15 protein-coding genes are annotated in these 23,569 nt (G+C 44.9%); 4 read left to right on the top strand and 11 right to left on the bottom strand.

From position 1 onward, the window contains the following. Positions 1–4: 4 nt before the first annotated feature. The 11 genes from B9N78_RS08355 to tssA all read right to left on the bottom strand — a co-directional run bounded on the left by B9N78_RS08355 (position 5) and on the right by tssA (position 17,307). Entirely contained in the window at positions 5–1,069 is a 1,065-nt protein-coding gene (locus B9N78_RS08355) for a pentapeptide repeat-containing protein (protein ID WP_085101124.1), read from the bottom strand. Continuing rightward, positions 1,066–4,902 carry a DUF2169 domain-containing protein gene (locus B9N78_RS08350; RefSeq protein ID WP_085101121.1) on the bottom strand — a complete coding sequence of 1,279 codons (3,837 nt, stop codon included), beginning with the start codon at positions 4,900–4,902 and terminating at the stop codon, positions 1,066–1,068. The genes B9N78_RS08355 and B9N78_RS08350 overlap by 4 nt, the downstream gene beginning before the upstream one ends. Positions 4,903–4,914: 12 nt before the next feature. Then, on the bottom strand, positions 4,915–7,224 hold the full coding sequence (locus B9N78_RS08345; RefSeq protein WP_085101119.1) for a type VI secretion system Vgr family protein: 2,310 nt from the start codon (positions 7,222–7,224) through the stop codon (positions 4,915–4,917). Positions 7,225–7,247: 23 nt separating this feature from the next. Continuing rightward, positions 7,248–9,878 carry a type VI secretion system ATPase TssH gene (gene tssH / locus B9N78_RS08340; protein ID WP_085101116.1) on the bottom strand — a complete coding sequence of 877 codons (2,631 nt, stop codon included), beginning with the start codon at positions 9,876–9,878 and terminating at the stop codon, positions 7,248–7,250. Between the two features lie 28 nt (positions 9,879–9,906). Beyond that, positions 9,907–10,950, bottom strand: a complete 1,044-nt coding sequence (tssG, locus tag B9N78_RS08335; protein WP_085101114.1) for a type VI secretion system baseplate subunit TssG — start codon at positions 10,948–10,950, stop codon at positions 9,907–9,909. Further along, a complete protein-coding gene (tssF, locus tag B9N78_RS08330) occupies positions 10,914–12,644 on the bottom strand; it encodes a type VI secretion system baseplate subunit TssF (RefSeq protein ID WP_085101111.1) in 1,731 nt (576 codons plus the stop codon). The genes tssG and tssF overlap by 37 nt, the downstream gene beginning before the upstream one ends. Before the next feature lie 7 nt (positions 12,645–12,651). Beyond that, positions 12,652–13,071, bottom strand: a complete 420-nt coding sequence (gene tssE / locus B9N78_RS08325) for a type VI secretion system baseplate subunit TssE (RefSeq protein WP_085101108.1) — start codon at positions 13,069–13,071, stop codon at positions 12,652–12,654. 54 nt (positions 13,072–13,125) lie between these two features. Next, the gene (locus B9N78_RS08320; RefSeq protein WP_085101105.1) at positions 13,126–13,608 is read right to left on the bottom strand and encodes an Hcp family type VI secretion system effector; all 483 of its coding nucleotides are present in this window, start codon (positions 13,606–13,608) and stop codon (positions 13,126–13,128) included. Positions 13,609–13,698: 90 nt separating this feature from the next. After that, the gene (gene tssC, locus B9N78_RS08315; RefSeq protein WP_085101102.1) at positions 13,699–15,183 is read right to left on the bottom strand and encodes a type VI secretion system contractile sheath large subunit; all 1,485 of its coding nucleotides are present in this window, start codon (positions 15,181–15,183) and stop codon (positions 13,699–13,701) included. Between the two features lie 11 nt (positions 15,184–15,194). Next, entirely contained in the window at positions 15,195–15,677 is a 483-nt protein-coding gene (tssB, locus tag B9N78_RS08310; RefSeq protein WP_085101099.1) for a type VI secretion system contractile sheath small subunit, read from the bottom strand. Between the two features lie 46 nt (positions 15,678–15,723). Then, entirely contained in the window at positions 15,724–17,307 is a 1,584-nt protein-coding gene (gene tssA, locus B9N78_RS08305; protein WP_085101097.1) for a type VI secretion system protein TssA, read from the bottom strand. Positions 17,308–17,740: 433 nt separating this feature from the next. On the opposite strand from tssA, the gene B9N78_RS08300 reads away from it, so the two are divergent. From B9N78_RS08300 to B9N78_RS08285, 4 genes are all read left to right on the top strand, one after another. Further along, positions 17,741–19,585: a UbiD family decarboxylase gene (locus B9N78_RS08300; protein WP_085101094.1), complete on the top strand. Its 1,845-nt coding sequence runs from the start codon at positions 17,741–17,743 to the stop codon at positions 19,583–19,585. Positions 19,586–19,656: 71 nt separating this feature from the next. After that, complete coding sequence (locus tag B9N78_RS08295; protein WP_085101091.1) at positions 19,657–21,213, top strand: NAD(P)/FAD-dependent oxidoreductase; 1,557 nt, start codon at positions 19,657–19,659, stop codon at positions 21,211–21,213. Between the two features lie 153 nt (positions 21,214–21,366). Continuing rightward, the gene (locus B9N78_RS08290; protein ID WP_085101088.1) at positions 21,367–22,290 is read left to right on the top strand and encodes a tyrosine-type recombinase/integrase; all 924 of its coding nucleotides are present in this window, start codon (positions 21,367–21,369) and stop codon (positions 22,288–22,290) included. 30 nt (positions 22,291–22,320) lie between these two features. Beyond that, a complete protein-coding gene (locus tag B9N78_RS08285; RefSeq protein WP_085101085.1) occupies positions 22,321–23,562 on the top strand; it encodes a serine hydroxymethyltransferase in 1,242 nt (413 codons plus the stop codon). Positions 23,563–23,569: the final 7 nt, after the last annotated feature.

The raw sequence follows: 23,569 nt of genomic DNA, 5'->3' as shown, positions 1-23,569 counted from the left end.
AAATTTATTTACGTGGAAGCCAGTTTTCAGCTTCTTCAAGATCTTTATCTGTCCCTTGCAACATAATCAGTGAAGCCCCGTCCCAGCGGGTATCTTTTTCAATTATCCGATGTAATTTAGCGCGGTACATAGATGCGCTGGTGAAATTTGCATGAGTCAAATCTGCGTGAGAAAAATCCGAGTGTTGTAATTTAGCACCCACAAATTGAGTCACATGGCAAACGGTCTTGGCAAAAATTGCATGCACCATGGTTGCCCCTGAAAAATTTGCCATGGTAACATCCGCGCCGCCGAAATACGCCTTAGTAAGCTCTGCATTAGTAAAATCAGTTTCTCTGGCGACCGCACCGTTAAACATACAACTGCGGGCCGTGGCTCCGGAAAGATTAGCACCGGAAAGATCCGCTTTCATAAAATTGGACATAGAAATATCAGCACCGGAAAGATTCGCACCTTTAAGGTTTGCGCCATCCAGTAAGACCTGCGCAAACAGCTGACCAGAAATATCCTGCCCTTCAAGATCAGCTTCGCGAAGCATTATTTTAAAATATGATCCGCCCTTAAGTTCTGCGCCCTTAAAAGTCGACCCATTAAAAACAACTCTATCAAGATTGGCTCCGGCCAGCTTAACCTTATTTAAATTGGAATGAGACATTACAGTTTTGAAGATCTTCATGGACCTCATATCCGCGCCTTCAAAATTTGAATGCTGAGCCATGGACCACGAAAGTTCCGCGCCCTGCATATCCGCACCGGAAAAATCGGTTTTCTGGAGCAATGACATGTGCAACTTGGCGTCTTTAAATGAACCGCCGACAAAGCTCATACCCTGAAAGTTTACTTTGGTAAGATCTGTCCCGTTAAAATTTGCTCCTCCGAAGTCACAATTTTTAAAACCTGTTTTAAGCAGGTTCGCTCCGGAAAAATTAACATCCCTCATCACGGCGTCATAAAACCGCCCACCTGTGAGGTCCACACCGGACAAATCAGCACCTGTCAGGTCAACATTTTCCAAAGTCCGGTTGCCGGATATGGCCGACAATATTTCTTCACGGGTTAAAGTGCTCATGACTCATCATCCAGAAGGTCAAGCTTGCCATGCAGTTGACTGCACTTCAAATTAGCCCCCTCAAAACGGGTATTCCCAACCACAGATTTATAAAAATCAACAGCATAGAGATTAGAACCGCGCAAATCCGTATCAACCAGACGGGCCTTGCGCATACCACCTTTCATCATATCAAAGGCTCTCATCGTAGCCCCTTCAAGATTACTTTTGGTAAAACGCGCCCCTCTTGCAGTGGCTCCGTTAAAATTGGCTCTGACCAGTCTGCTGCTATCGATCATTGCACTTTCAAGGTCGGCACCGCGAAAATCCGAGCCTGTAAAATCAGTCTCACGGAGTCCCGCATTTCTCAAAGTCGCGCCTGTAAAATCAGCGTCAGGAAATTCTGCATTACGGCCGGTTCTGAGTTTATCCAGATTGGCTCCTATAAATTTTACTTTTTTACCTTTTGCTCCGTTAAACAAGCTTTCATGTATAGATGCCTTTCCAAAATCAGCACCGTCGAGACTGCTTTCTTTAAATATGCATTTTTTAATATCCGCATTACGGAAATCAGCATTATCAGCCTTTCCGCTGACCATACACATATTGAGACTGGTTCCGTTCAGGCTGGCTTTAGTAAAATCAGTTTTTTCAAGAATTGCCATATGGAAATCAGCACCATCAAGCGTCGCTCCGGCGAAGTTACTGCCTTTGAACAGAGCTTGTTTAGCCAGCGCGCCGGTCAAGTCACTCTCTTTAAAAATAGATTTACTTAGCATAGCACGATCAAAATCAGCTCCCTTAAGAGATGCTTTTGTAAAATCAGCCTCGCTACCCATCGTCTGCACAAGTTTTGCATTATCCAGACATGTTCCTTTGAAATTTGTCCGTTTAAGCTGACATCCTGTAAGGTCTGCGCCAGTCAGATCAAGTCCTGACAAATCCACATTAGACAAAATCGCGCCTGCTATGCTCTTACCCTGATCATGCATACGCTGCACTTCTTCACGGGTTAACGGCTTGATCGCATCTGGATCAAGACCTTGCTTCTCGAATTTTTCTTTAGCTACGCCAGGCAACTCTTTGGCCTCAAGCTTTTTCAAACCTTCTTCCAGTTCAATTTTCTTGGCTTTCAACTTGCCAAGCATACTCGCTTTTTTTGCATCAGCCTCTATACCCATGGACTTTGCTTTAGCGGCCGAAGTCTCCATTTTTGTGGCAGCCTCAGGAGTCAACGCTCCTTTAGACTTAAGGTCCGCAGCCTTGGCTCTGATTTTATCCGCGACTTGTTGTCCTATTTCTGTAAGAGAACTCTTCGGCCCGGCAGGGCCGCCCATAGTAATTTTAGCAGGATCAACACCGTACTTTGTATACTTAGCTGCAACCTCTTTCATCTGTGCGAGCGCGGCATCCTGCTGTGCTTTAATAGGTGCAAACTTTGCTTCCATAGCTTTTTTGACTTCAGCATTAATGCCTTTCGCCAAAGCTTTCACATCAGGAAAAACAGGCTTAAATCCTTTAAGAAAACCTTCTCCCGGCGGCTTGCCCTTCGCAGGCATCCCCATATCAACTGTATGTTCACCCGCATATGATGCAGGCAAATGATCCAGAACCCACTGCCTGATATCACTACCGCTCTTGCGGGACTCAAAAACGGTTTTACCGTGTTCAAGTTCTAAAGGTTCGGCCGTCTTGTAGACCTTGGCCCACTCTTCCCAGTTTTCCTTATACTCACTAACCTCGCTCCACTTCTCAGGCTGTACTATCAGAAATACCTGCGCACTTTTAAGAGCTTCTGCTCCTTCTTTGCCCGGCTTATCTTTAGAAGATCCAAGAGCTATAACCGAACAGCAATCCCCCACTTCCTGCTCCATAAACAAAGCCTGCAATTCATCGGCGACACCGATAACGGGCGCGCCTTCTGCTTTCGGCATGGACGGTAAATCAATAAGAGTTGAACTGGGTAAAAACAATGCGGCTTCATCGGAACCGGGAACAAGAAAATTTTTATCACTTTCAAAAGACGAAAGATGACTTTGGATACGACTTAAAACCGGACCGTCAAAGCGAGGAACAATAATCCCTGCTGGCACAATGAATTGATCTTCGCCATCAAGCCCCCAATCTTTAGGAACTTCCGGACTTTCACTATTATTCACGCCAAGCCATGCACGTCTGATTGTTTTGCGATTGAACCCGAGATCAGTTAGTTTTTTTAGAGTATCTCTATCGTCATCTAAATCTTTGCGGCACTGCACCACAAACGGAAAACCACGATCATGCCAAGGGTTAACCTTCTTATCGAATGGAAAATTCGGAGAAATAACATTATCAGGATCTATTCCAGCCTTTTTCAAATGCTCAGGCTTAATCTTTTTCAAACCGCCTGAGACATCTTTAATCGCGGCTTTCCGAGCTGTTTCGAGCTTTGCTTTCGCTGCGGAGAGTTTACCTGCAGTAGCTTCAATCTTCTGCCCGATAGTAGTAAGCTGGCCTCTAAACTTATCGAAAACAGCAAGATTAATAGGGACCAAATGCCCTCTTTCAGCGTGCATCTTAGTTGCCATTGCTTCAAGTTTATCAAGCGTGGTTGTATGCTCCGCAATCATGGTCTGCGATTTAGCAAGCATCTCTTCCGGAGATGGCGCAGGCATACTAGGCCGATTTCCAAGTGCCTTTTGGCGGATATCATCTGCGAATTTCGGAATATTTTTGACTTTGAGCATGGATGTCTGAGCTTTTTTCATGGTTTCTTCAGCTCTGGACATATCAATATCCACACCACGATCAAGCAGCTTAATCTGTAAATCCCTATATTGCTCGATGGTCTTAGGCGCAACGGCCTGATCTTCATGACGGATCAACACGCGAAGCACATCTGCTCCATCTTCGTCCATAACTTCAGTTGTACCGCGATAGATCAGCAAACCACGCATGATAGAGGGGAAGAACCATACTGTTTCAAGCCTTGTCGACACCTCGCGAAATTCATCAGTCTCGCTGACTTGATGTGACGGCAAAGCTCCCACAGGAAATGTATGCGGTTTAAATTTAGTATTAAGGGTGACAAAACAGCGCATCCTAAGCTTTGGAAGCGAGCTTTCAATTACCTGAACATCACTGTTCATGTTTTCAATGGTTACTGACTCGCCGCCTTTGAAATAGCCTTCCAAAAATTGATCTTCACACGCCATGTTGAAAAATTCGTAATTCATGTCGTCGGGGAAATACGGCCAACGCTCGTTCTTCCACTTTTCATCATAGGTGCCGTTTTTATCAAATCGCTGCGGCCACATAAGATCAAGCGGACCAAATCCTGCGGGATCTGGAGATTGACCCGGCGAACCTATCTGTTGATCCGGCAGTTCAATATTCGGAAGCGGTACCGCCATAGACCCGTCCGGCATAGGCAGCTTATGAATACCTTTGCCGAGTGGATTTTTTGCGAACCCCTCACCTCCAAATGCTGTGGGCCAGACAATTGGCATCTCCACAAAAGGCTCTGCCTTGGTGATAACTCCGTTTTTCCAGTATCGATCACCGAAAACATTTAAAGTCTTCTCAATTTCGCCAACGCGAACTCGCACCTGAGAAGCCGGACGACTCGTCCCTCTGGGAGCATGACAGGAACCCGTCACCAAAAATTCACCACGCGGCTTTGGAACACCCTGATCAAGGATTGGTTTAGGCCCAAGCTCTCCGGGCACGGTCTTCCACAGCTCCTGCTCAGTAAGTAAATTATCGGGATCATTCAGGTCAAAAAAAGACATGACCCCGACGCTAAGATAATTTTTATCTTTTATGCATATTGGACGCGGAAAGAAGGAATGCTGTTTTTCTTTAAATATCTTCATGTATTTCCCGCGTTAAACCATGGTAATCAGGCCCGCAATTTTATTCATTTCACCTGCAACCTCGTTCGTCTGCCCAACCACTGTTGACTGCTCACCGATCGACTTAGTTGTTTCACCGATGGCTTTGGACATAACCCCTACAATCGAACTCTTATCTCCGCTAAGCTCTGTAACTTCACCGCACAAATTAGTCAGACACCCTGCAACGGTGTTCATCTCACCCCAGACTTTGTCTACCTGCCCCGCAAGCTTACTGGATTCCCCCGCAAGCTTCTGGGTAGAGCCAGCCAATTTATTATGCTCTGCAACTAAGGTATTGTGTTCACCTCGCAAAGTACTGAGCTCACCATCCATCACAGTTTTTTCTCCAGCAAGCTTCGTTACCGAACCGGACATTTTAGTAACTTCCCCTTGGAGATGCTCAACTTCTCCCTCAAGCTTGCTCTTCGCTTCATGGATAACGGTATGGAATGGAGCAAATTTTATCTCGCCACCAATACTAAGTCCAGTTTCAAGACCCGCAACAACATCTTCCTTAAAGCCAATAAAAACCTTTGTGTCATTACCAACAATGACTTCCTCAGAAGACCCGCCTATGAACTTAAACTCGTTGCCTAGAATCGTTGAGGCAGAAGAACCGGCAAAGACGGACATGTGCGCGGAAGTATTAAGTTTATACCCATCCTCGCCACCTTCGTTTTCACGCGACCAGCCTTTTTTAGGTTCATCCCCTCCATCTCCATCTCCATCTCCGTCTCCGGCAGCAGGGGGATCGTTGGGAGTCCCCATCCGAATCCATGTATTGGATTTAGGAGTATGCATCAATATGCGCTCGCTGCCAGACTGATCTTCCATGTGGATGCGGTTCTGACCACCCGTAGTGATCATACACTTAGTCTGATTATTATCTGTAACTAAACTTGGTGTTTCTGGGTTAGGAACTGCCGCTTGAATAATCGGCCTGTCAGGATCACCGTCGATGCACGTCAAAAGGACTTCAGTCCCCTTGTGCAAAGGAAAATGCATACCATGATTTGAACCGCCATACGGCTGAGCCATGCGGAGCCATGTTGTAGCCTTGCCCTGACTGCGCCCCGACTCATCAAAAGGCAGGATAACTTTATAACGTCCATGACTGTCCAGTTCGGCATATTTGCCACTTCCGGAAGCATCGATTTTAGCATTCATTGTGCCGGAAAACTTTGGTTTAGCGGCCTTACGTTCAGCTCTGAACTGAGTATTTGCCGGAATACAGGTAAACGAATTCCTGTAATAAAGACGGTCTTCATCACCCGCGAGATGCAGTCCAAGACCGGAAACAAGGTATGCCTCCTGACTGCCTTCATGAACAACATCAGTAGTCAGATACCGCTGATTAAAATCCTGACGGTAATGATCTTTCATTTCGAATATGTATCCGGTGCGAATATAAGGAACTGTAGATACACCGTGGAAAAGTTTCTCGCGGCAGAGAAATTCTTCAGCCCGTATTTTTGCAAGAGTCTGCCCTTCACTGATAGTCTTAAAATGATCACCGTAGATATATATTTCACCGAGACCTTGCTGCGAAACCATAGCTTCTGCTTTCATTTCGAGGCTTGGTTTAAGATAATTATAATCCTTAAGCAGCACCTTTTTAGGCAGAGGCTGCTGCTTAAGCATGAAGTTTTTAACAATTTCTTCACGCCTTGCGTGATCAAGATTACTCGGCGGGGAATAGCTGAGAGATGTACCTTCCGACATGGGCGAATGTGAAATATGAGTATCAGTTATAATCATCTTCTCGCCCTGATCAGTCTGCTCAAAATAATAATACATACCGTCCCGCTCCATCCAGCGGGACACAAAATTAAAGTATGATTCATCATACTGACAGACATATTCACGTGACGGGTATGATCCTTGAAGCTTGAAATCAAAATTAAGCCCCTGTTTCAAACCGCCCTTCTGCAAGGCCTGTGCAAGAATATCCTGAACATTCTTATTTAAGAATATTTCATTGCAATGGGTCAGCGTGGTCCGCCAGAGATGGGGAACCAGTTCGGCCCGATAAAAAACCATACCCGCAGCCTGATGCATCTGTTCAAAAGAACTGAGCACTCCGTTAAACGAAATGTCCCCGTCATCGCGTTTGATGGTGAACTCCGCACCGTTTTGCAGTATAGCCCCCAGATCAAGATCCGTTTTTTCTGATATCAGCAGAATATTGAATCTGTAGATGGTGGAAATACCTTCCGTTCCCTTGAAATTGACTACATTAAAAGTATTTTTATCAACTGCCTTGGATTCAAATGTGAACTTGGGTTTGGTGTTCTCAGCCATATCATTGCTCCCTCATTCAGCAGTTAATCTTGTAAAAATTCCATGGCAAACGAACCGTCATCATCCACACTGAGATGTACTGAAGAAGGCATTCCGCCCTCTGTCATATGCCCCAGAATTTTCTTGGACATCTGCGGCAGCACGTTACCATTTAAGATATACTCAATGTTACGCGCTCCTGTTTCAACCTCGGTACATCTGGAGGCAATCTGATCAATGACAGATTCATCATAAGTCATTTTCATCTTATTATTATTGAGAAGCATCTTCTCCAGCTTGCCGAGTTTTAGACGCGTGATAAGCTTCATAGCATCAGGATTAAGGCTCACATACGGCACAACATTCATGCGTGCCAACAGTGCAGGCTTAAAGTGCTGTGAGAGAATGGGCCTGATTGCCGAAACGACAGCATCAATCGGCATTTCATCACTGCTTCCGGTCATTTCCTGAATAACATCCGTAGCAAGGTTGGAAGTAAGGATGATAATGGTATTCTTGAAATTAATATCCTTACCTTCGCCGTCGGTAAGAATTCCTTTGTCGAAGACCTGATAGAAAGTATTCATAACATCCAGATGAGCTTTTTCGACCTCATCAAGCAGCACAACACTGTACGGCTGGCGACGCACTGCTTCGGTAAGCATTCCGCCCTCTCCGTATCCCACGTATCCCGGAGGGGAACCGATAAGGCGAGAAACCGTATGTTTCTCCTGAAATTCACTCATATTGATAGTCACAACCGACCGTTCGTCACCGAAAAGCAAGTCAGCCAGTGACAATCCGGTTTCAGTCTTTCCAACGCCGGAAGGTCCGACCAGTAAAAATACTCCGATAGGTTGATCAGGATTTTTAATCCCCGCTTTTGAAGCCCTGATGACTTCGGCAATGGCGGAAAGTCCTTGATCCTGACCTTTTACTCTAGCCTGTAAACGAGTATCAAGGTCGACTACTGTTTTAGCCTCATCGCGGGCCATTTTACCAACGGGGATTCCGGTCCAGTCGGATACAACACGCCCGACAAGGTCAGGAGAGACTTCGATCTGCACCATTGCATCTTCGCCCTGTAAATCAGCCAGTGCTTGATCTGCTTTACTCAACTCTTCTTTAAGCTTTTCAACTTCAGCTTCGTTGTCTCCGGCATCCTGAATCTGCTTGCGAATATCAAGGACAGCATGGGCTGCGTCCTTTTCCTTAAGCCAGTTTTCACGAATCTCATCGCCCTCCTTAATTTTCGAAACGATAAGTTCGTCCATTTCTTTGTACCGCTGCTCGTCTACCGAAACTCCGTTGATGCGGTCACGGTCAACAGCCTTCTTTTCCCGTTCAAGAGCCTGAACAGTTCGCTCGCAATCTTCCAGCACGGCGGGCTTAGATGACAGATTAACTTTTACGCGTGCACAGGTTGTATCAAGCAGATCGATAGCTTTGTCCGGCAGAAAACGACCGGCAATATAACGATCTGAAAAAACAGCCGCGGCTATGCAGGCATCATCACGAATTATAACATTGTGTGATTTTTCATAATTATCACGCAATCCGCGCAGAATGATAACTGAAGTATCCACTGACGGTTCATCAAGCTTTACAAGCTGGAAACGACGTGCCAGCGCCGGATCTTTCTCAAAATATTTCTTATATTCAGTCCATGTGGTAGCAGCACACGTTTTCAGTTCACCTCTGGCAAGGGCAGGTTTTAGCAGGTTGGCAGCATCAGAGCCGCCAGTGGCTCCTCCGGCCCCGACTAAAGTGTGGGCTTCATCAATGAATAAGATTATGGGCTTTTCACTGGACTTAATTTCCTCGATAACGCCCTTAAGCCTGTTTTCAAATTCACCCTTCATACCCGCGCCGGCTTCAAGAAGTCCCATGTCCAAGCCAAGCAGAGTCACTCCGCTTAAAATCTCAGGAACATCACCCTCGGTTATGCGCAAAGCCAGTCCTTCTATGACCGCGGTTTTACCGACACCGGGCTCACCGACAAGGATGGGGTTATTCTTACGGCGGCGAGCCAGAATATCCACCATCTGACGCATTTCACTGTCACGACCGAAAACAGGATCAATACCTCCGTCCTTAGCCTTGGCAGTAAAATCAACACAAAAACGCTCAATGAATCCGCCCTCACCTTTTGTCGCTCCGGAAGCGGCAGAGCCGGCGGCTGTTGCTGCTGGAAGCTTGTGCTCAGTTGAGGTTTTAGCAATAGACCAGAAATCCTTAAGCAGAGAATCCCGGCTGATTTCAGCAAGCAGACTCGAATAGGAACCTGAAGCATAAAAATTAGGTTTAGATAGAAATGCCAGCAGAACAGCGCCGGAGCGGATGCGGGTATCGCCCAGCTCTACGGAAGAAATAAGCCATGCGTCTTCAAAAAGTTCAATCAGCATAGGAGAAAATACTGGTCTGCCGGAATTACCTGTTTTGAAATCTTGAAGAACGTCGGAAAGAGTTGAAGAGAGTCTGGCTGTTTCCACCCCGTACTGGTGAAGTATTAGAGGAATATCACTGTTTACATCCTCAAGACATTTGACAAAGAAATGCTCAACTGAAACTTCATAGTTGGTCAGAGAAACACAAAGCCCGGCTGCATTATGCAAAGCATTGGTGCTGTAGGTGTTAAGTTTGGAAAGCAGGTTTTTCATATCAACATTAATCATAACTCATCCCCTTTCAGATTATTTAGACTTACAGCGTATTATGAGAGAGACGAACATGCCCGCCTTTATTAGGGAATGTAGCCCTCGCAGATCCGAGACGCTCTCCTGAAAAAATCCAAGTATCACATCCTAGCCCGGACCACTGTTCTCCGCCAAGAATTGCGGTTTTAGCCTCTCCGGCCGCCATTTCCAGTACAAGATCATACTGGAAAGGTTCTACTAAATATCCCCGGACAAGATTATCCAGCCGCTGACCGTCACCGTCACCGGGCAACAATTTATGGTAATGGACGTCATCCAGTTCGCGGACAACTATGGCCAGTTTACCCGTGCGGTCATCAAGCTCTTCTCCAATCCAAGACCTTTCCCCGAGAACATTTGAATCCACGCCAAGGGAAAATAACTGATCCTCAGGCAACTTAACCTTGCGCAGAATACATTGCTGCACCTCAATATTCTTGTGCTCCAGCGCATCCTTAAGCAAGGTGCAAAGTCCCAGAGCACTGCGCGGATACTGGGTGAACAATCCGATATGACGAAAACTGCGACATTCTTCCGGCACAGAATCAATCATAACTCTATGACCGAACCCGAGAAGGCTGTATAATCTTTCAAGCCATGAAAAATCCTTCTCATCAACAACCTTGACCATCAGACGAGAACGACTCCAGGCTCTGAAGAAACAGGCATAGACATCATTATTGATGATATCTACAAAATCTCTTGTTACTGACTTATCTTCAGAGGCTTCATTAAGAAGCTCTTCGGTATAAAAAACAGGCAGTGGAGATGAGGCCCCGTAAAGCCCCAGAAAAGTAGCCTCCAAACGGTAAGTATCTCCGTCTTCGTGTTTTTCCTCTTCAGCATATGTCAGATCTGTTGCCGGAAAACCAAGTGAAAGCTGCGGGCGAACCCGCAAATGATCGCGAAAAAAAGCTTCAAGATCCTTTCCTGTGCACCCGCCGGAATGCAGACGCAACAAACGAATAGCTTGAAAAAAGGAGTACTGGGTCGGATTATCGAGCAGATCTCCGGTTATAGAAGCGGACGATTTCCGATCATTGCTGTCCACTTATAGAACTCCTTGTTGAGTGTATCTTCAACGGTCAGTCTGGTGAAACAGTTCACAGAGGCATACCCTGAAAAGAATCTATTCATAACAGAGCTGAACAGATACAAATCGCCGCTATTGGCAAAACCGTCCCCGTTCAGCGACATTTTGATGTCCCTCCCGCGCATGACAAGTCCTTTAACCAGCCTATCCCCCTCAGTTACTTGCATTCCGGTAATGGCATCCACCCGCTTAGTATTTGCCACAACAGATCCGCGGTCGCGGGTGTCGGTAAAGACATAGAGTTTAACCATAGCCCTGAGGCTTTCCACTTCTGCCATGGAAAGATAATTAATGTACAAATGTGACAGCAGCCGCCACAGAAGATTATTGCCGAGCGGCGGCTGAACCGGAGAAGTCGGCGGCCGGATATTTTCAAACGAGGCAAGCTCCGGTGAGGTCTCTGTGGGTTTGGAGATATCACCGAACCGAAGTTTTTCGGGCAGGGAACCATTTGTACAGGTTAATGACATGGACAAAGTTTCCTGCCGAGGTTCTTTACCCATGGCCGGATAAGCCACAGAAACAAAAAGATCTGTTTTATCCTGAACAATCGAACGCCGATGATGAACGGTATAAACAGGCATCTCACCTGCTTGAGGGTTAAACATATGAAACGGCTTGTAAGCTCTCTCCTCCACAGTTCCCTGTACATACCCGGAAACTGTATCAACTGAGTAGACTTGATAATCTCCACCCGAATCACCTGACGTTCGCACCTGATATTCCGGCCTCTTATGGTCGAGGATAACTGGCTCAGCGTCACGCTGAAAAAGGTTGATGGCAGGTGTTGCAAACAGGCAGAGATGTTCTTTGGTAAAACGGGTTAAATCAGACGGGAGTTTATCTAGTTCCAGCACTATTTCAAACTTATCGCCCTTGCCGCGCCCTTTCCAGTTTTTAAGACCAGCTATATCAAAAAAAAGAAATTTTTCAGGCAGGATGAAATACTCCTGCAAAATGCGGTACCCGGGAAAAGACTGTGAAGGATAAGGTAACAAGGATTCATGATCCTCAAATCCTACTGCGTGAAGGTTGCTTGGACCGAACATTGAAACAGGTTCACCGGGAGCACTGATACTTATTGAGCGGGTACAATTAAACAAAACCTTGTAGCGCGTAGATGCCTCGGCAGAATCTCCGGTAAGATGAAACCGCAAACTTGAGACATCCCATTCTTCAAGGGGCATACCTTTAAGTTCAAATCCTATAGTCAACGTTCCGGAAGTTCCGGCGCGCTGTTTAAAATCCAGCTTTGTAATTGTTAAAGGATGCAGTTCCACGTCAAAAGTAGTTGAAAAAGTACACTCGGCACCTTTTACAGGAATAGATGAAAGCTGCACGCCTGCCGGAACACGGACGGTTTCCATAAGACTTGGTTTGGGAGTGAATTTAATAATTGTGGTAGAAGGGATCGGACGCAGGTAATGAGGAAAAATCAATTGCACAAGTCCATGTACAACCTCAGGAAACTCATCATCAAGCTTCTGGTTGATCATACCGGACATAAAAGCCGAACCTTCAAGAAGCCTCTCCACATCAGGATCAGATCCCGGTCCGCTAAGCATAGGAGCCAGTGCCGGGTGAGTCTTTGAAAATTCGACAGCAAGCTCACGCAGGTGTGTAAGCTCTCGTTGGTAATACTTATCTATCATGCGTTTCCTAAATGTCTATGACATTAATGCGTCCATCAGGGTCCAGCACAGTCTCGAAAACTACGGGCATTTCCTGACCTTCAAGAGCAAGCTTTGCATGCAGTTTGAACTGCAATGAAAGAGGCATGTCCTCATCGGGTATGAATGAAATATTCACATTCTCCAGACGCGGCTCAAACTTGAGAATAACCTCAGTCATGGAAGCCTCGATATCTCTGACGGCATCAAGACCGGTTGCACCGATCATGCTGGTAAAATCAGGTACCCCGAAATCCGGAGCAATCTGAGCATTCCCCTGCCGGGTGTTTAGAATCATTCGCAGATAGCTGAGAATGGATTTGATAACCTGCCCGGCTTCCACGGTATCACGGCGGTCCGGATCATCTTCCATCAGTCTTATGCGCTCCAGCAGCCGTTGCTCATTCATAAATTTTCCCGCAGTAAAAAAGGAGCTCCTGAAGGAGCTCCTTCATAATTTTGGCTAATTGCCTTTCCAATCGTCGGTATATTCAATATTACCGTCCGCATAAGTCCATGTGATTTTGGAATAAGTAAAGCTGATCTCTTCCATATCGTGGTATCCCTTGTTGTCTTCAAGGAAAGTAAGCGGTTTATAATGCTTGTCGTTGACAATGATCGCCTCTTCCATTTTCACGGTATAATATTTCTTTTCTATACCGGTGACATCAATACGGTAGTAATCTACTTCAACAGTAAGCTGCTCACCCTTACAACAAGCCTGAGCCAGTTTAGGAGAAGCATTATCTACATGTTTAGTAACATGGTAAGGCTTGTGAACGCGCTGACCTGTGGGTAGGCCGGTATGAGTGTCTTTCGGAATTTCAACGTTATGCTCTACAGCGTAGATAAGCATTGAATCTTTCTTATCACCAGCCTGCGAGCAATCGCCCTTAATCTGCCCCTGAGTCTTGCCTGTTACCTTCATGTATGAAGTCAGTGCCATAATCCTACTCCTTGTGAATTAACGTTTAAAAATTACACAATTCGGACATCACCGGAACACATATTCCGGCGACCGGACTTACTTAAGAAACTACTCTTTTTCCAACTTACCGACCAATGACAGAGTAAATGCGGCGCCCATATACTTAAAGTGAGGTCTGGCTTTCAAAGAAACTGAATACCAGCCCGGATCGCCTTCCACATCATTAACCTCAATCTGAGCCATACGCAGCGGTCTGCGACTGCGGACACTCGGAGCCGGGTTATCCATTTCAGTAACGTATTGAGATATCCAGGTATTAAGCTCCCGTTCAAGATCGCCACGCTCTTTCCACGTACCGATATTTTCACGCTGTATCACTTTGATATAATGGGCCAAACGGTCCATGATCATCATGTATGGAAGCTGAGTTGAAAGTTTATAGTTAAGTTCAGCTTCTTTGCCTTCCTTGCTGATTCCGAAGAATTTCGGTTTCTGGCATGAATTAGCTGAGAAGAAAGCGGCATTGTCGCTTCCCTTACGCATGGTCAGGCCGATAAAGCCCTCTTCGGCAAGTTCAAATTCTCTGCGCTCCGAAAGGAGTACCTGAGTCGGAATCTTGGTTTGCACTGCGCCCATGGCCTGATATTGATACAGAGGTAAATCCTCAACAGCTCCGCCGCCCTGCGGGCCGATGATGTTTGCACACCAGCGATATTTGGCGAATGAATCAGTCAGCTTGGAAGCAAACGCAAAAGCCGTATTTCCCCAGCAGAAATCGTCATCTCCGTCTTTAACACTTTCCTGATAATTAAAGCTCTTAGCAGGTAGAGTGTCCTGTCCGTAAGGAAGACGAAGCAAGAATTTAGGCAGAGTCAAACCGACATTACGTGCATCTTCCGATTCGCGGAAAGAATTCCACTTTGCATACTGCGGCATTTCGAAAATAGAATTCAAATCTTTAAGATTAGGAAGTTCGCTCCATTTTTCAATACCGAAGAATTCAGTACCTGCAGCCGCAATAAACGGAGCATGAGTCATGGTTGCGACCGACGCCGAGTACTGCAGAAGCTTCATATCCTGCGGACCGGGGCCGAAATCGTAATTACCGATAATAGCCCCGAAAGGCTGACCACCGAACTGCCCGTATTCGGCAGTATAAGCTTGTTTATAAAGACCGGATTTGGTTATTTCAGGAGCATCGTCAAAATCATCCAGCAAGTCTTCCTTGGACACATTCATCATCTGAATGCGGACATTTTCACGGAAGTCAGTGCGATCCACTAAAAACTTCATAGAACGCCATGAAGATTCAAGCTGCTGGAATTCTTTATGATGAATAATAGTATCCATCTGCGCCGAAAGTTTCTGGTCAATCTGTGCCAACATGTCATCAACAAGATTGCCGGAAATCTTAGCTCCCTGCCGCTCAGGTTTAACCATTTCTTCAAGAAAAGCCTGCAATCCTGCTTTGGTAACAGAATAAGCTTCGTCATTTGGTTTAAGTTTAGTGGCCTCTACTATTTCATCCAGCAAAGACCCTTCAGTAGTGGTCTCTGCACCTTGTTGCTGTTGCTCTAATTTCTCTTCAGCCATGTCTGTCCCCCCTACTCAATACCAAGTTCTTTAAGCAGACGTTCACGCGCGCCTTCATCCTGCACTAAACTCTGCACCTTTTTTCTGAAATCAGGCACATTGGAAAGCGGACTCTTCAAAGCCTTGAGGGCGTCACGCAACTCCATAAGCGTTTGCAGTTCAGGAACCTGCTTAAGGATCTGATCCGGATCGAAATCCTTGAGAGTTTCAAACTTCAAATTCAAGGCCATTTGCGCATCAGCATCTGCAGTAAGTTTGTTGCCCACCGAAATTTTGAGTTCCAGATCCTGTGCTTTGAGGACTTCATTGAAGTTGTCCTTATCAATATTTACTGGATCACGGTTCTCGACCATTCTGTCATCAGATTTTTGAGTAAAATCGCCGACAACCAGTAATTTAAGAGGAAGTTCAACTTCTTCTTTTGCATTACCTGTTTCCGGCTTATAGACTATGTTAACCCTTTCTTTAGGGGCTACAGAACCTTCTTTCGCCATTTTTAAGACCTCCAGTAAATCGTTAGAAAATCAAATTTAAACCTGTTTACAATCCATTTATCTTCAACGCTTCGACAGGGTTTAGACGAGCGATGCGCATTAATGTGCTTGCAGCCAAATTAACAGCTGCGTCTCCCCCCTCTGCCAGCAGTGCTTCGTAAGCAGTTTTTAAACCGCTCAAAGCAAGAGCCGGTTCCCAAGATTCAAGGTTGAACTTTTCAATATGTTCAAGGACCTCTTCAACGTGAACATGTGCCAGCCCGCCTTGATCTACTTCAGTTAGAATCCTGACCATTCCCAGCTGCAACAAAAAATGCTCACGAAAAGAAACCACTCTATTTAAACTATCCTGAATAATGGTCACAGCGTCAAATATTTTTTTATTTTTAACCAATTCAGAGGCCTTCGCAAAAAGACCATCAGCATCAGATCCTTTTCCATTTTCCCCGCCAAGACCGGATTCTTGCACTTTGTTAAGGCTGTTCAGCCATGATTTAGTTTTCTGGTCAGCAAAGGGGGTTCCGTCCGAAAAGGTCATGGATTCGATACCGCGCAGCCTCTTTGTAAAAAAAGCAGTCTCAAGCTCAATCGCAGTTTTGGCATCACTATAGGAATCGCCGAGTCCATCAAGTGCCTCTGCAGCGAGACGGCTGATATCAAGCCAGAAAAGATATACACTGATCATCGATTCTGAAGCATTAAGAGCCCCGGCAAAGTCGCCGCTTTGTAACTGATTTATAATGGAATTTTTTATTTCGCTGCTCGGCGGAGGAATTAATGTTTTTCCTTTTTCCGATGGAGGCAGAGCTATGACAGGCATCCACGCAACAATCCTGCGAAAACGGTATCCGGAACTATTAGCAGTATCATTTGCAAGCAGGTAGTCCGCCACAGAAGAAAGAGAATCCATTCCGGTCTTGAGCTCATTAAGGAAGTCTCCTTCTGAATGAAGATTCCCAGCAGCAGTCTGGCTGCTGACAGAAGACGGCGCAGCAGTTTTAGATACGGAGGAAGAGGTTTCAACAACCTGCGGGACAGGCAGTTCTGCGCCATCATCAGATTCGTCAGAAGGAACTTGCAGCGGTTTTTCTTCTGGTATAATCGGCAGACGGTCCGCATAGTCAGCCAGATTTTTTAATATCGGAGCATCTTCAGATTTCTCGGATAACGCTGAATCAAGATCCTTGATGCGCTGTGAAAGATTTCCCACAACGTCTTGCGGAAGATCGCCTCCGTCATAGTCCCTTAAAAAATCTAATGCCCTGTCAGCCCACCATTTAATGGCATTGAAACGACCGCGCATACGTTTCTTACTTGGAAACATAGTCTCCCAGTAAGTATTAACCAGATCGAGCATGACCTGCACGCCACCTGAAAAACCTTCCACGCCTTCCAAATGGATCAGCGCAACTCCGAGATAAGAAGCAACCATCATATCTTTTGACTTAGTGAGCAGTATGGAAGACCCGAGCGTTGCGACATTCTTCCAATTTATTGAACCGCCAGCCGTTGCGCTGGAGAGTTTATCAATCTCATGTTGAAGTTCATCGTACTCTGGATCATAACGCGCGTCTTCTCCGGCAGGACTCGCATCGCTGACAGGTTTAATGCCCAGATCATTAAATTCCATTAACCCTCCAGAACAATTATAAAACATCATTTAATGTCAGATAGTTAACGTACAATGTCGGAATTATAATCCAAATTTTTTCACTCTTACTTACAAAGATACTTCATGCTTAAAAATTTGGCAATCAAGCTTTTAAAAAATAAACGTACCAGTTATTTACAACATAAAACTACTTTCAAAACAGACATATGGAACGTATCCATTCCAGCAGACTCTTGACCGCTTCTATTCATTTGAATACAAAGAGCTAGTACGAAAACTTTCACCAAAAATATGAATCGTTAATTCAAAATAATGATATTATTTTCTTTCCGCAGCTCAAGTATCAAAACAATAAATTATGCATAACGACCACCTTGGAACAGGTTTGGTAAGATAAAAGCATTAAGCGGGATAATCCCGCTTTTTTTCATATTAAATAAGGGAACTACACATGGGATATAGAAATACACGTGAATGTCTGGATGCACTTGAAAAACGCGGTGAACTATTGCGCATAGATCAAGTTGTGGATGCCAACCTGGAAATAGGTGCTATCCAGCGCAGAGTCTTTCAGGCCGGAGGTCCAGCCCTGCTATTCACAAATGTGAAGGATTGCCGGTTCCCCATGGCTGCGAATATTTACGGAACCAAAGACAGAATGAATTTCATCTTCCGCGATACCGTTAAAATGGTTGAACGGCTGATGAAGCTCAAACTAAGCCCCATGGAAGCCCTCAAAAAACCGTGGAAATACCTTGGTGCACCGAAAACAGCATGGCATACCATGCCTAAAAATGTTTCCACCGGACCGATTATGGAAAATGAAACCACCGTTTCCAAACTGCCGCAGCTTGTATCGTGGCCTATGGATGGCGGCGGATATGTCACTTTACCTCAGGTTTACTCTGAAAGTCCTGACGGGCCGGGATACGGCGGTTCCAATATAGGCATGTACAGAGTCCAGCTCTCCGGCAACGACTTTATTCCTGATAAAGAAATCGGACTGCACTACCAGATTCATAGAGGGATTGGTCATCATCACGCACAGGCAATCAAAAAAAACTCCTCGCTCAAAGTGAATATATTTGTCGGCGGCGCACCGGCGATGACCATGGCCGCTGTCATGCCTTTGCCGGAAGGGTTGGCTGAAATTTTCTTTGCAGGAGCAATCGGCGGACACCGCATTCCCATGGTCGCCCGTAAAGGCTACCTGCCAATGCCTGCCGAAGCTGATTTCTGCATCAGCGGTTCCATTGTCGACGGAACAGGAAAACCGGAAGGCCCCTTCGGAGACCATCTCGGATATTACAGTCTTGCGCACGATTTTCCGGTTTTAAAAGTCGATAAAGTTTATCACCGAAATGATGCAATCTGGCCTTTTACCACAGTAGGTCGCCCTCCTCAGGAAGACACTATGTTCGGTGAATTCATACACGAACTGACAGCGGACCTTGTGCCGTCTGTTTTTTCCGGAGTACATGAAGTTCATGCTGTAGACGCAGCCGGCGTTCATCCTCTGCTTTTAGCTGTAGGCAGCGAGCGTTACGTTCCATATGCGAAGGAAAGACAGCCGCAGGAACTGCTGACTAACGCAATGTCACTACTTGGCAACACTCAGACATCACTTTCAAAATACGTATTTATTGCGGCTAAAGAAGATATGCGTTCTGGCGAATCATGCCATGACATTCCGGCCTTTTTCCGCCACATGCTGGAACGCGCCGATCTGACCCGCGATCTTCACTTTATTACCAGAACAACCATCGATACACTGGACTATTCCGGCATCAGCCTGAATCAAGGTTCTAAGATGGTCTTTGCCGCCGCTGGATCAAAAAAACGTTCTCTGTCATCGCAGCTTCCGACCAATATAAACCTGCCTGACGGATTTAGCGATGTACAGGTATTCGCGCCGGGTATCCTGATCATTCAAGGAACCAAGCATCGGATGAAACGCGATCAGCAAGACTCGCAACTGGACAGACTGGGTGAAGCATTAAAGAGTGCCAAAGGGATCGAAGGATTTCCTATGATCATTGTTGCGGACGATGCAAATTTCACTGCTAAAAACTGGGATAATTTCTTATGGGTAACATTCACCCGCTCTGATCCGGCAACGGATATGTACGGAGTCGGAGCGTTCATCCACGCTAAACACTGGGGTGCAACGACTTCCATAATTATTGATGCCAGACTCAAAACATACCATGCGCCAGCACTGGAAGATGATCCTGAAATTGAAAAACGAGTTGATGCGCTTGGGGCTGTAGGCGGTCCGTTACACGGAATTATTTAACGCGCCAGCAATTACGAATAATCAGCTCTGAAAAAAGCAACCGTTAGCGAAGATAAAAAAGTGAGATCAGAATGAAGCCAGTTCTTGTTGAAATTAAAATTACTCCGGACAAAATAAACCTTGTGAATGCAATCCGCAAAGCCGCACTGCAAAAAGCGGACATGCCTGATGATAAAAACCTTTCCACCCGCGTTGTCCGCAGATCGGTTGATGCACGTTCCAAAAGTCCGCTTTACGTGCTGCAAGTTGCTATTGGCGACCCTGAATCAGTTGAACCGCAGGAATCTGTTTTTAAACCTGTCAGCCTCGGAGATAAACGTGTCGTCATCGTGGGAGCCGGACCTGCCGGATATTTCGCAGCTCTGACGCTTTTAGAAAATGGAATTCGCCCGATAATATTGGAGCGAGGTAAAGACGTTAATGCCAGACGTAAGGATCTTAAAAAAATCTACACCGAAGGGGATATTAATCCAAACTCGAATTACTGTTTCGGTGAAGGCGGAGCAGGAACTTATTCAGACGGTAAACTTTATACCCGTGCCACCAAGCGCGGCAACGTCGGCAGAATTCTTGACTTGTTTATTGCCAACGGCGCACCGCAGGATATTCGCGTTGATGCGCACCCTCATTTAGGTTCCAACGTTCTGCCGAAAATTGTCAGTAAAATGCGTGAAGATATTACAGCTTGCGGCGGTGAAATTCGCTTTGACGCACATGTAGATGATTTTATTCTGGACGGGAACAGGGTGACAGGTGTTCGCTTAAACGGTTCGGAAATAATTTCTGCTGACGCAGTTCTGCTGGCTACAGGACATTCTGCAAGAGACATTTTCCATGCTCTTGTGGCGCGCAAAATTACCGTCGAAGCAAAACCTTTCGCCTTAGGTGTTCGCATTGAGCATCCGCAATCAATAATAGACAAAATTTTCTACCATCAATCCCCACGGCACGAAAATCTACCCGCAGCCAGTTACAGAATTGCCACGCAGGTTGAAGGACGCGGAGTTTTCTCCTTCTGCATGTGCCCCGGCGGATATATTGTTCCGGCCTCTACAGCACCCGGTGAGCTTGTGCTTAACGGCATGAGCCTTGCCGCAAGAAACGCTCCCTTTGCCAATGCCGGGCTAGTTGCGGAAATCAGGCTTGAAGATGTAAACGCAGGTAAAGATCCTCTTGCCGCACTGGCTTTTCAGGCATCTGTCGAAAAAGCAATGTTCGCGGCAGGCGACGGACTGACGCAAAAAGCTCCGGCCCAGCGGGTTGGAGATTTTGTGGCAGGTCGCATTTCTGCAAAACTTCCGAAGACTTCCTATATTCCCGGAATTTACAGCGCACCTGTTCACGAACTGTTGCCTGTTATGGTTTCCGAAAGACTTCGCGCGGCTCTGCCGGAGCTTGGACGCAAATTCAAGGGATTTGATTCAAATGAAGCTAAAGTACTGGCTGTGGAATCACGTACCAGCTCACCTGTCCGCATCCCGCGAGATAATGAAACCTTTGAGCACATCAGTGTAAAAGGATTCTTCCCGTGCGGTGAAGGAGCAGGATACGCAGGAGGCATAATTTCCGCTGCGATGGACGGGGAAAAATGCGCTCAGGCGATTGTTATGTCGCTTACCACCGCATAAAAACAACGAGAAAAGCAATACTCTTCTCCCTTATCCCAGCTAGTTTAAAACAGTAACTAACCAGCATTCTATGATTTTTTAAAAATATATAGTAATTGATCACTCCCATTGTTTGAAGCATTTATTACCTTCAAACAATGGGAGATACTATATATGAAACTGAATTACGCTATAGAAATATTTTTGCAGCATTGTAAAATTGAGAGAGATCTTTCAAAACTTACTTTAAATGCATATGGAAAAGATTTATCTCAATTTAAAAGTAAGATAGAAACACAGAGCAACAACGTAAATAGTATTGATAAGGATATTTTAAGAGAATTTATTGCTTTTTTAAACTCAAAATATAAACCAAGAAGTATAAAAAGAAAGATTGCCACACTGAAATCTTTTTTTACTTTCTTAGAATACGAAGATATTATAAGCACCACTCCATTCAGAAAAATACGTTTAAAGCTAAACAGATCAAAAATACTTCCTAAAATTGTCTCTAAAACATCATTAAATAGAATAATAAAATATGCATATTTAGAGAAAAATAAATTTTCTCCTGAATGCAGATTATATCGCGAAGCTGTTCGCGATATAGCTGCAATAGAACTTCTATTTTCTACAGGGATAAGAGTCTCTGAGCTATGCAATTTTACACCATATGAAATAGACTTAAAGAACAATCAGCTGAAGATACTTGGTAAAGGTAAAAAAGAAAGAATAATACCGCTTTGTGAAAAAAAATGTTTAGCTATTTTAAAAGAGTACGTTCAGCTTTATAAAGATAAATTACATAATTCTGCAACGTTTTTCCTAAACAGAGACAGCAATCCCCTCTCCGACCAGTCAGTCCGAAGAATAATCAAGAAATACTGCGCCATCGCAGGTGTAACTGAAAACGTCACCCCGCACATGTTCAGGCACACCATTGCAACCATGCTCCTTGAAAACGGCGTTGATATAAGAAATATCCAAACATTACTAGGACATAGTTCACTAGCAGTCACAGAAATATACACCCACGTCAGCCTGTCATCACAACGCGGAATACTGACTTTGAAGCATCCTAGGAAGGATATTCGTTAGGAGGGACTTATCGATAACTAGGAATTATGAATGGTAAAAACTTACACCCAACGATGTAAAGGAAGTTCCGAAGATAGTATGAGTCGGCTTTCTAAAGTCATTGATCTTCAATGGGGAATTTTAAATAATTATATTCATTTGATCGCGAGTGCTAGTTATCCTTTTTCATCTGTTTTAAAATCTCTTTCTGAACCTTCATTTGTACTTCCTGCAGAAGGTATGCCTGGAGCAAGGTTTTTGCCTGGGGCTGGCATGATGGACATAGTTGAAACTGAAGGAGAATCTTTAGTTTTAGATTTATTTGGTAACCCAAAAGGCTATAGAGCAACACTTCAACCCCATTCAGGTACTCAAGCCAATCAAATAGCTTACAATGCAATCCTTAAACCTAATGATAAAGTTTTGTGTCTTAAACCTTGTGATGGTGGGCATATATCACATACAGTGCTCATTTCACGAAGACATAAAACTGTGAATTATGGATTAACACCAGAAGGCCAAGTAGATTATACACAGCTCAGAGATTTAGCAAAAGAGATTCATCCTAAATTAATCATAGTGGGAGGCAGCGCTCAGCCACGTGAAATTGATTTTGAAAAATGCGCAGCCATAGCTAATGAATACAATGCATTTTTGCACGCAGATATCTCGCATACAGCTACTTTTATTGCAGCAGGGCTGCATAAATCTGTTTTTCCATACTGTGACTTTGTGACCTTTAACACTGTAAAAAATTTACGTGGACCCAATTCCGGTATAATTATTTACCGCGAATCACTTAAAAGTCAGGTTCATTCTTCCATCTTCCCTGTAACGCAGGGAGGAGCAAATGAAACAAATATGCTTGGGAAATATACAGCTCTTTTAGAATGGAAGTGCCGAGATATTAGAGAGCATGCAAAAAAAATAATTAGTGTTTCAAAAATATTAGGGGATAGCTTAAAAAGAAATAACATTAAACTGACGACAGGTGGTACCGACTGTCATATTTTATTAGTAGAGCTAGAAGAAAAAGGTAGTGGAGCTCACTTCGAAAGACGATTTGAAGAGTTAGGAGTGCTCATCAATAAGAATTTAGTACCTAATGACCGGAGATCTCCTACAGAGACTTCTGGGTTGAGAATAGGAACAACAAATCTTGCAATATTAGATTATGAAGAAAGTGATATAAATCTTTTAGGTTCATGGATTGCCCAATTAATTAATGGTGGAGATATATCGCAGCGGTTAATAAAGCAGTTGACACAAAAATATAACTGGCAGCCTAAGTAACGTACAT

It is taken from the genome of Desulfovibrio gilichinskyi, assembly GCF_900177375.1.
GTDB classification, from domain to species: Bacteria; Desulfobacterota; Desulfovibrionia; order Desulfovibrionales; family Desulfovibrionaceae; genus Maridesulfovibrio; species Maridesulfovibrio gilichinskyi.
The sequence above is the reverse complement of the archived record's forward strand: the minus strand, read 5'-3'. Positions and strand labels throughout refer to the sequence as shown.

Coding starts and splice junctions, on each gene's coding strand:
- B9N78_RS08355 (WP_085101124.1), bottom strand. CDS start 1,069: ATGAGCACTTTAACCCGTGAAGAAATATTGTCGGCCATATCCGGCAAC.
- B9N78_RS08350 (WP_085101121.1), bottom strand. CDS start 4,902: ATGAAGATATTTAAAGAAAAACAGCATTCCTTCTTTCCGCGTCCAATA.
- B9N78_RS08345 (WP_085101119.1), bottom strand. CDS start 7,224: ATGGCTGAGAACACCAAACCCAAGTTCACATTTGAATCCAAGGCAGTT.
- tssH (WP_085101116.1), bottom strand. CDS start 9,878: ATGATTAATGTTGATATGAAAAACCTGCTTTCCAAACTTAACACCTAC.
- tssF (WP_085101111.1), bottom strand. CDS start 12,644: ATGATAGATAAGTATTACCAACGAGAGCTTACACACCTGCGTGAGCTT.
- tssE (WP_085101108.1), bottom strand. CDS start 13,071: ATGAATGAGCAACGGCTGCTGGAGCGCATAAGACTGATGGAAGATGAT.
- B9N78_RS08320 (WP_085101105.1), bottom strand. CDS start 13,608: ATGGCACTGACTTCATACATGAAGGTAACAGGCAAGACTCAGGGGCAG.
- tssC (WP_085101102.1), bottom strand. CDS start 15,183: ATGGCTGAAGAGAAATTAGAGCAACAGCAACAAGGTGCAGAGACCACT.
- tssB (WP_085101099.1), bottom strand. CDS start 15,677: ATGGCGAAAGAAGGTTCTGTAGCCCCTAAAGAAAGGGTTAACATAGTC.
- tssA (WP_085101097.1), bottom strand. CDS start 17,307: ATGGAATTTAATGATCTGGGCATTAAACCTGTCAGCGATGCGAGTCCT.
- B9N78_RS08300 (WP_085101094.1), top strand. CDS start 17,741: ATGGGATATAGAAATACACGTGAATGTCTGGATGCACTTGAAAAACGC.
- B9N78_RS08295 (WP_085101091.1), top strand. CDS start 19,657: ATGAAGCCAGTTCTTGTTGAAATTAAAATTACTCCGGACAAAATAAAC.
- B9N78_RS08290 (WP_085101088.1), top strand. CDS start 21,367: ATGAAACTGAATTACGCTATAGAAATATTTTTGCAGCATTGTAAAATT.
- B9N78_RS08285 (WP_085101085.1), top strand. CDS start 22,321: ATGGTAAAAACTTACACCCAACGATGTAAAGGAAGTTCCGAAGATAGT.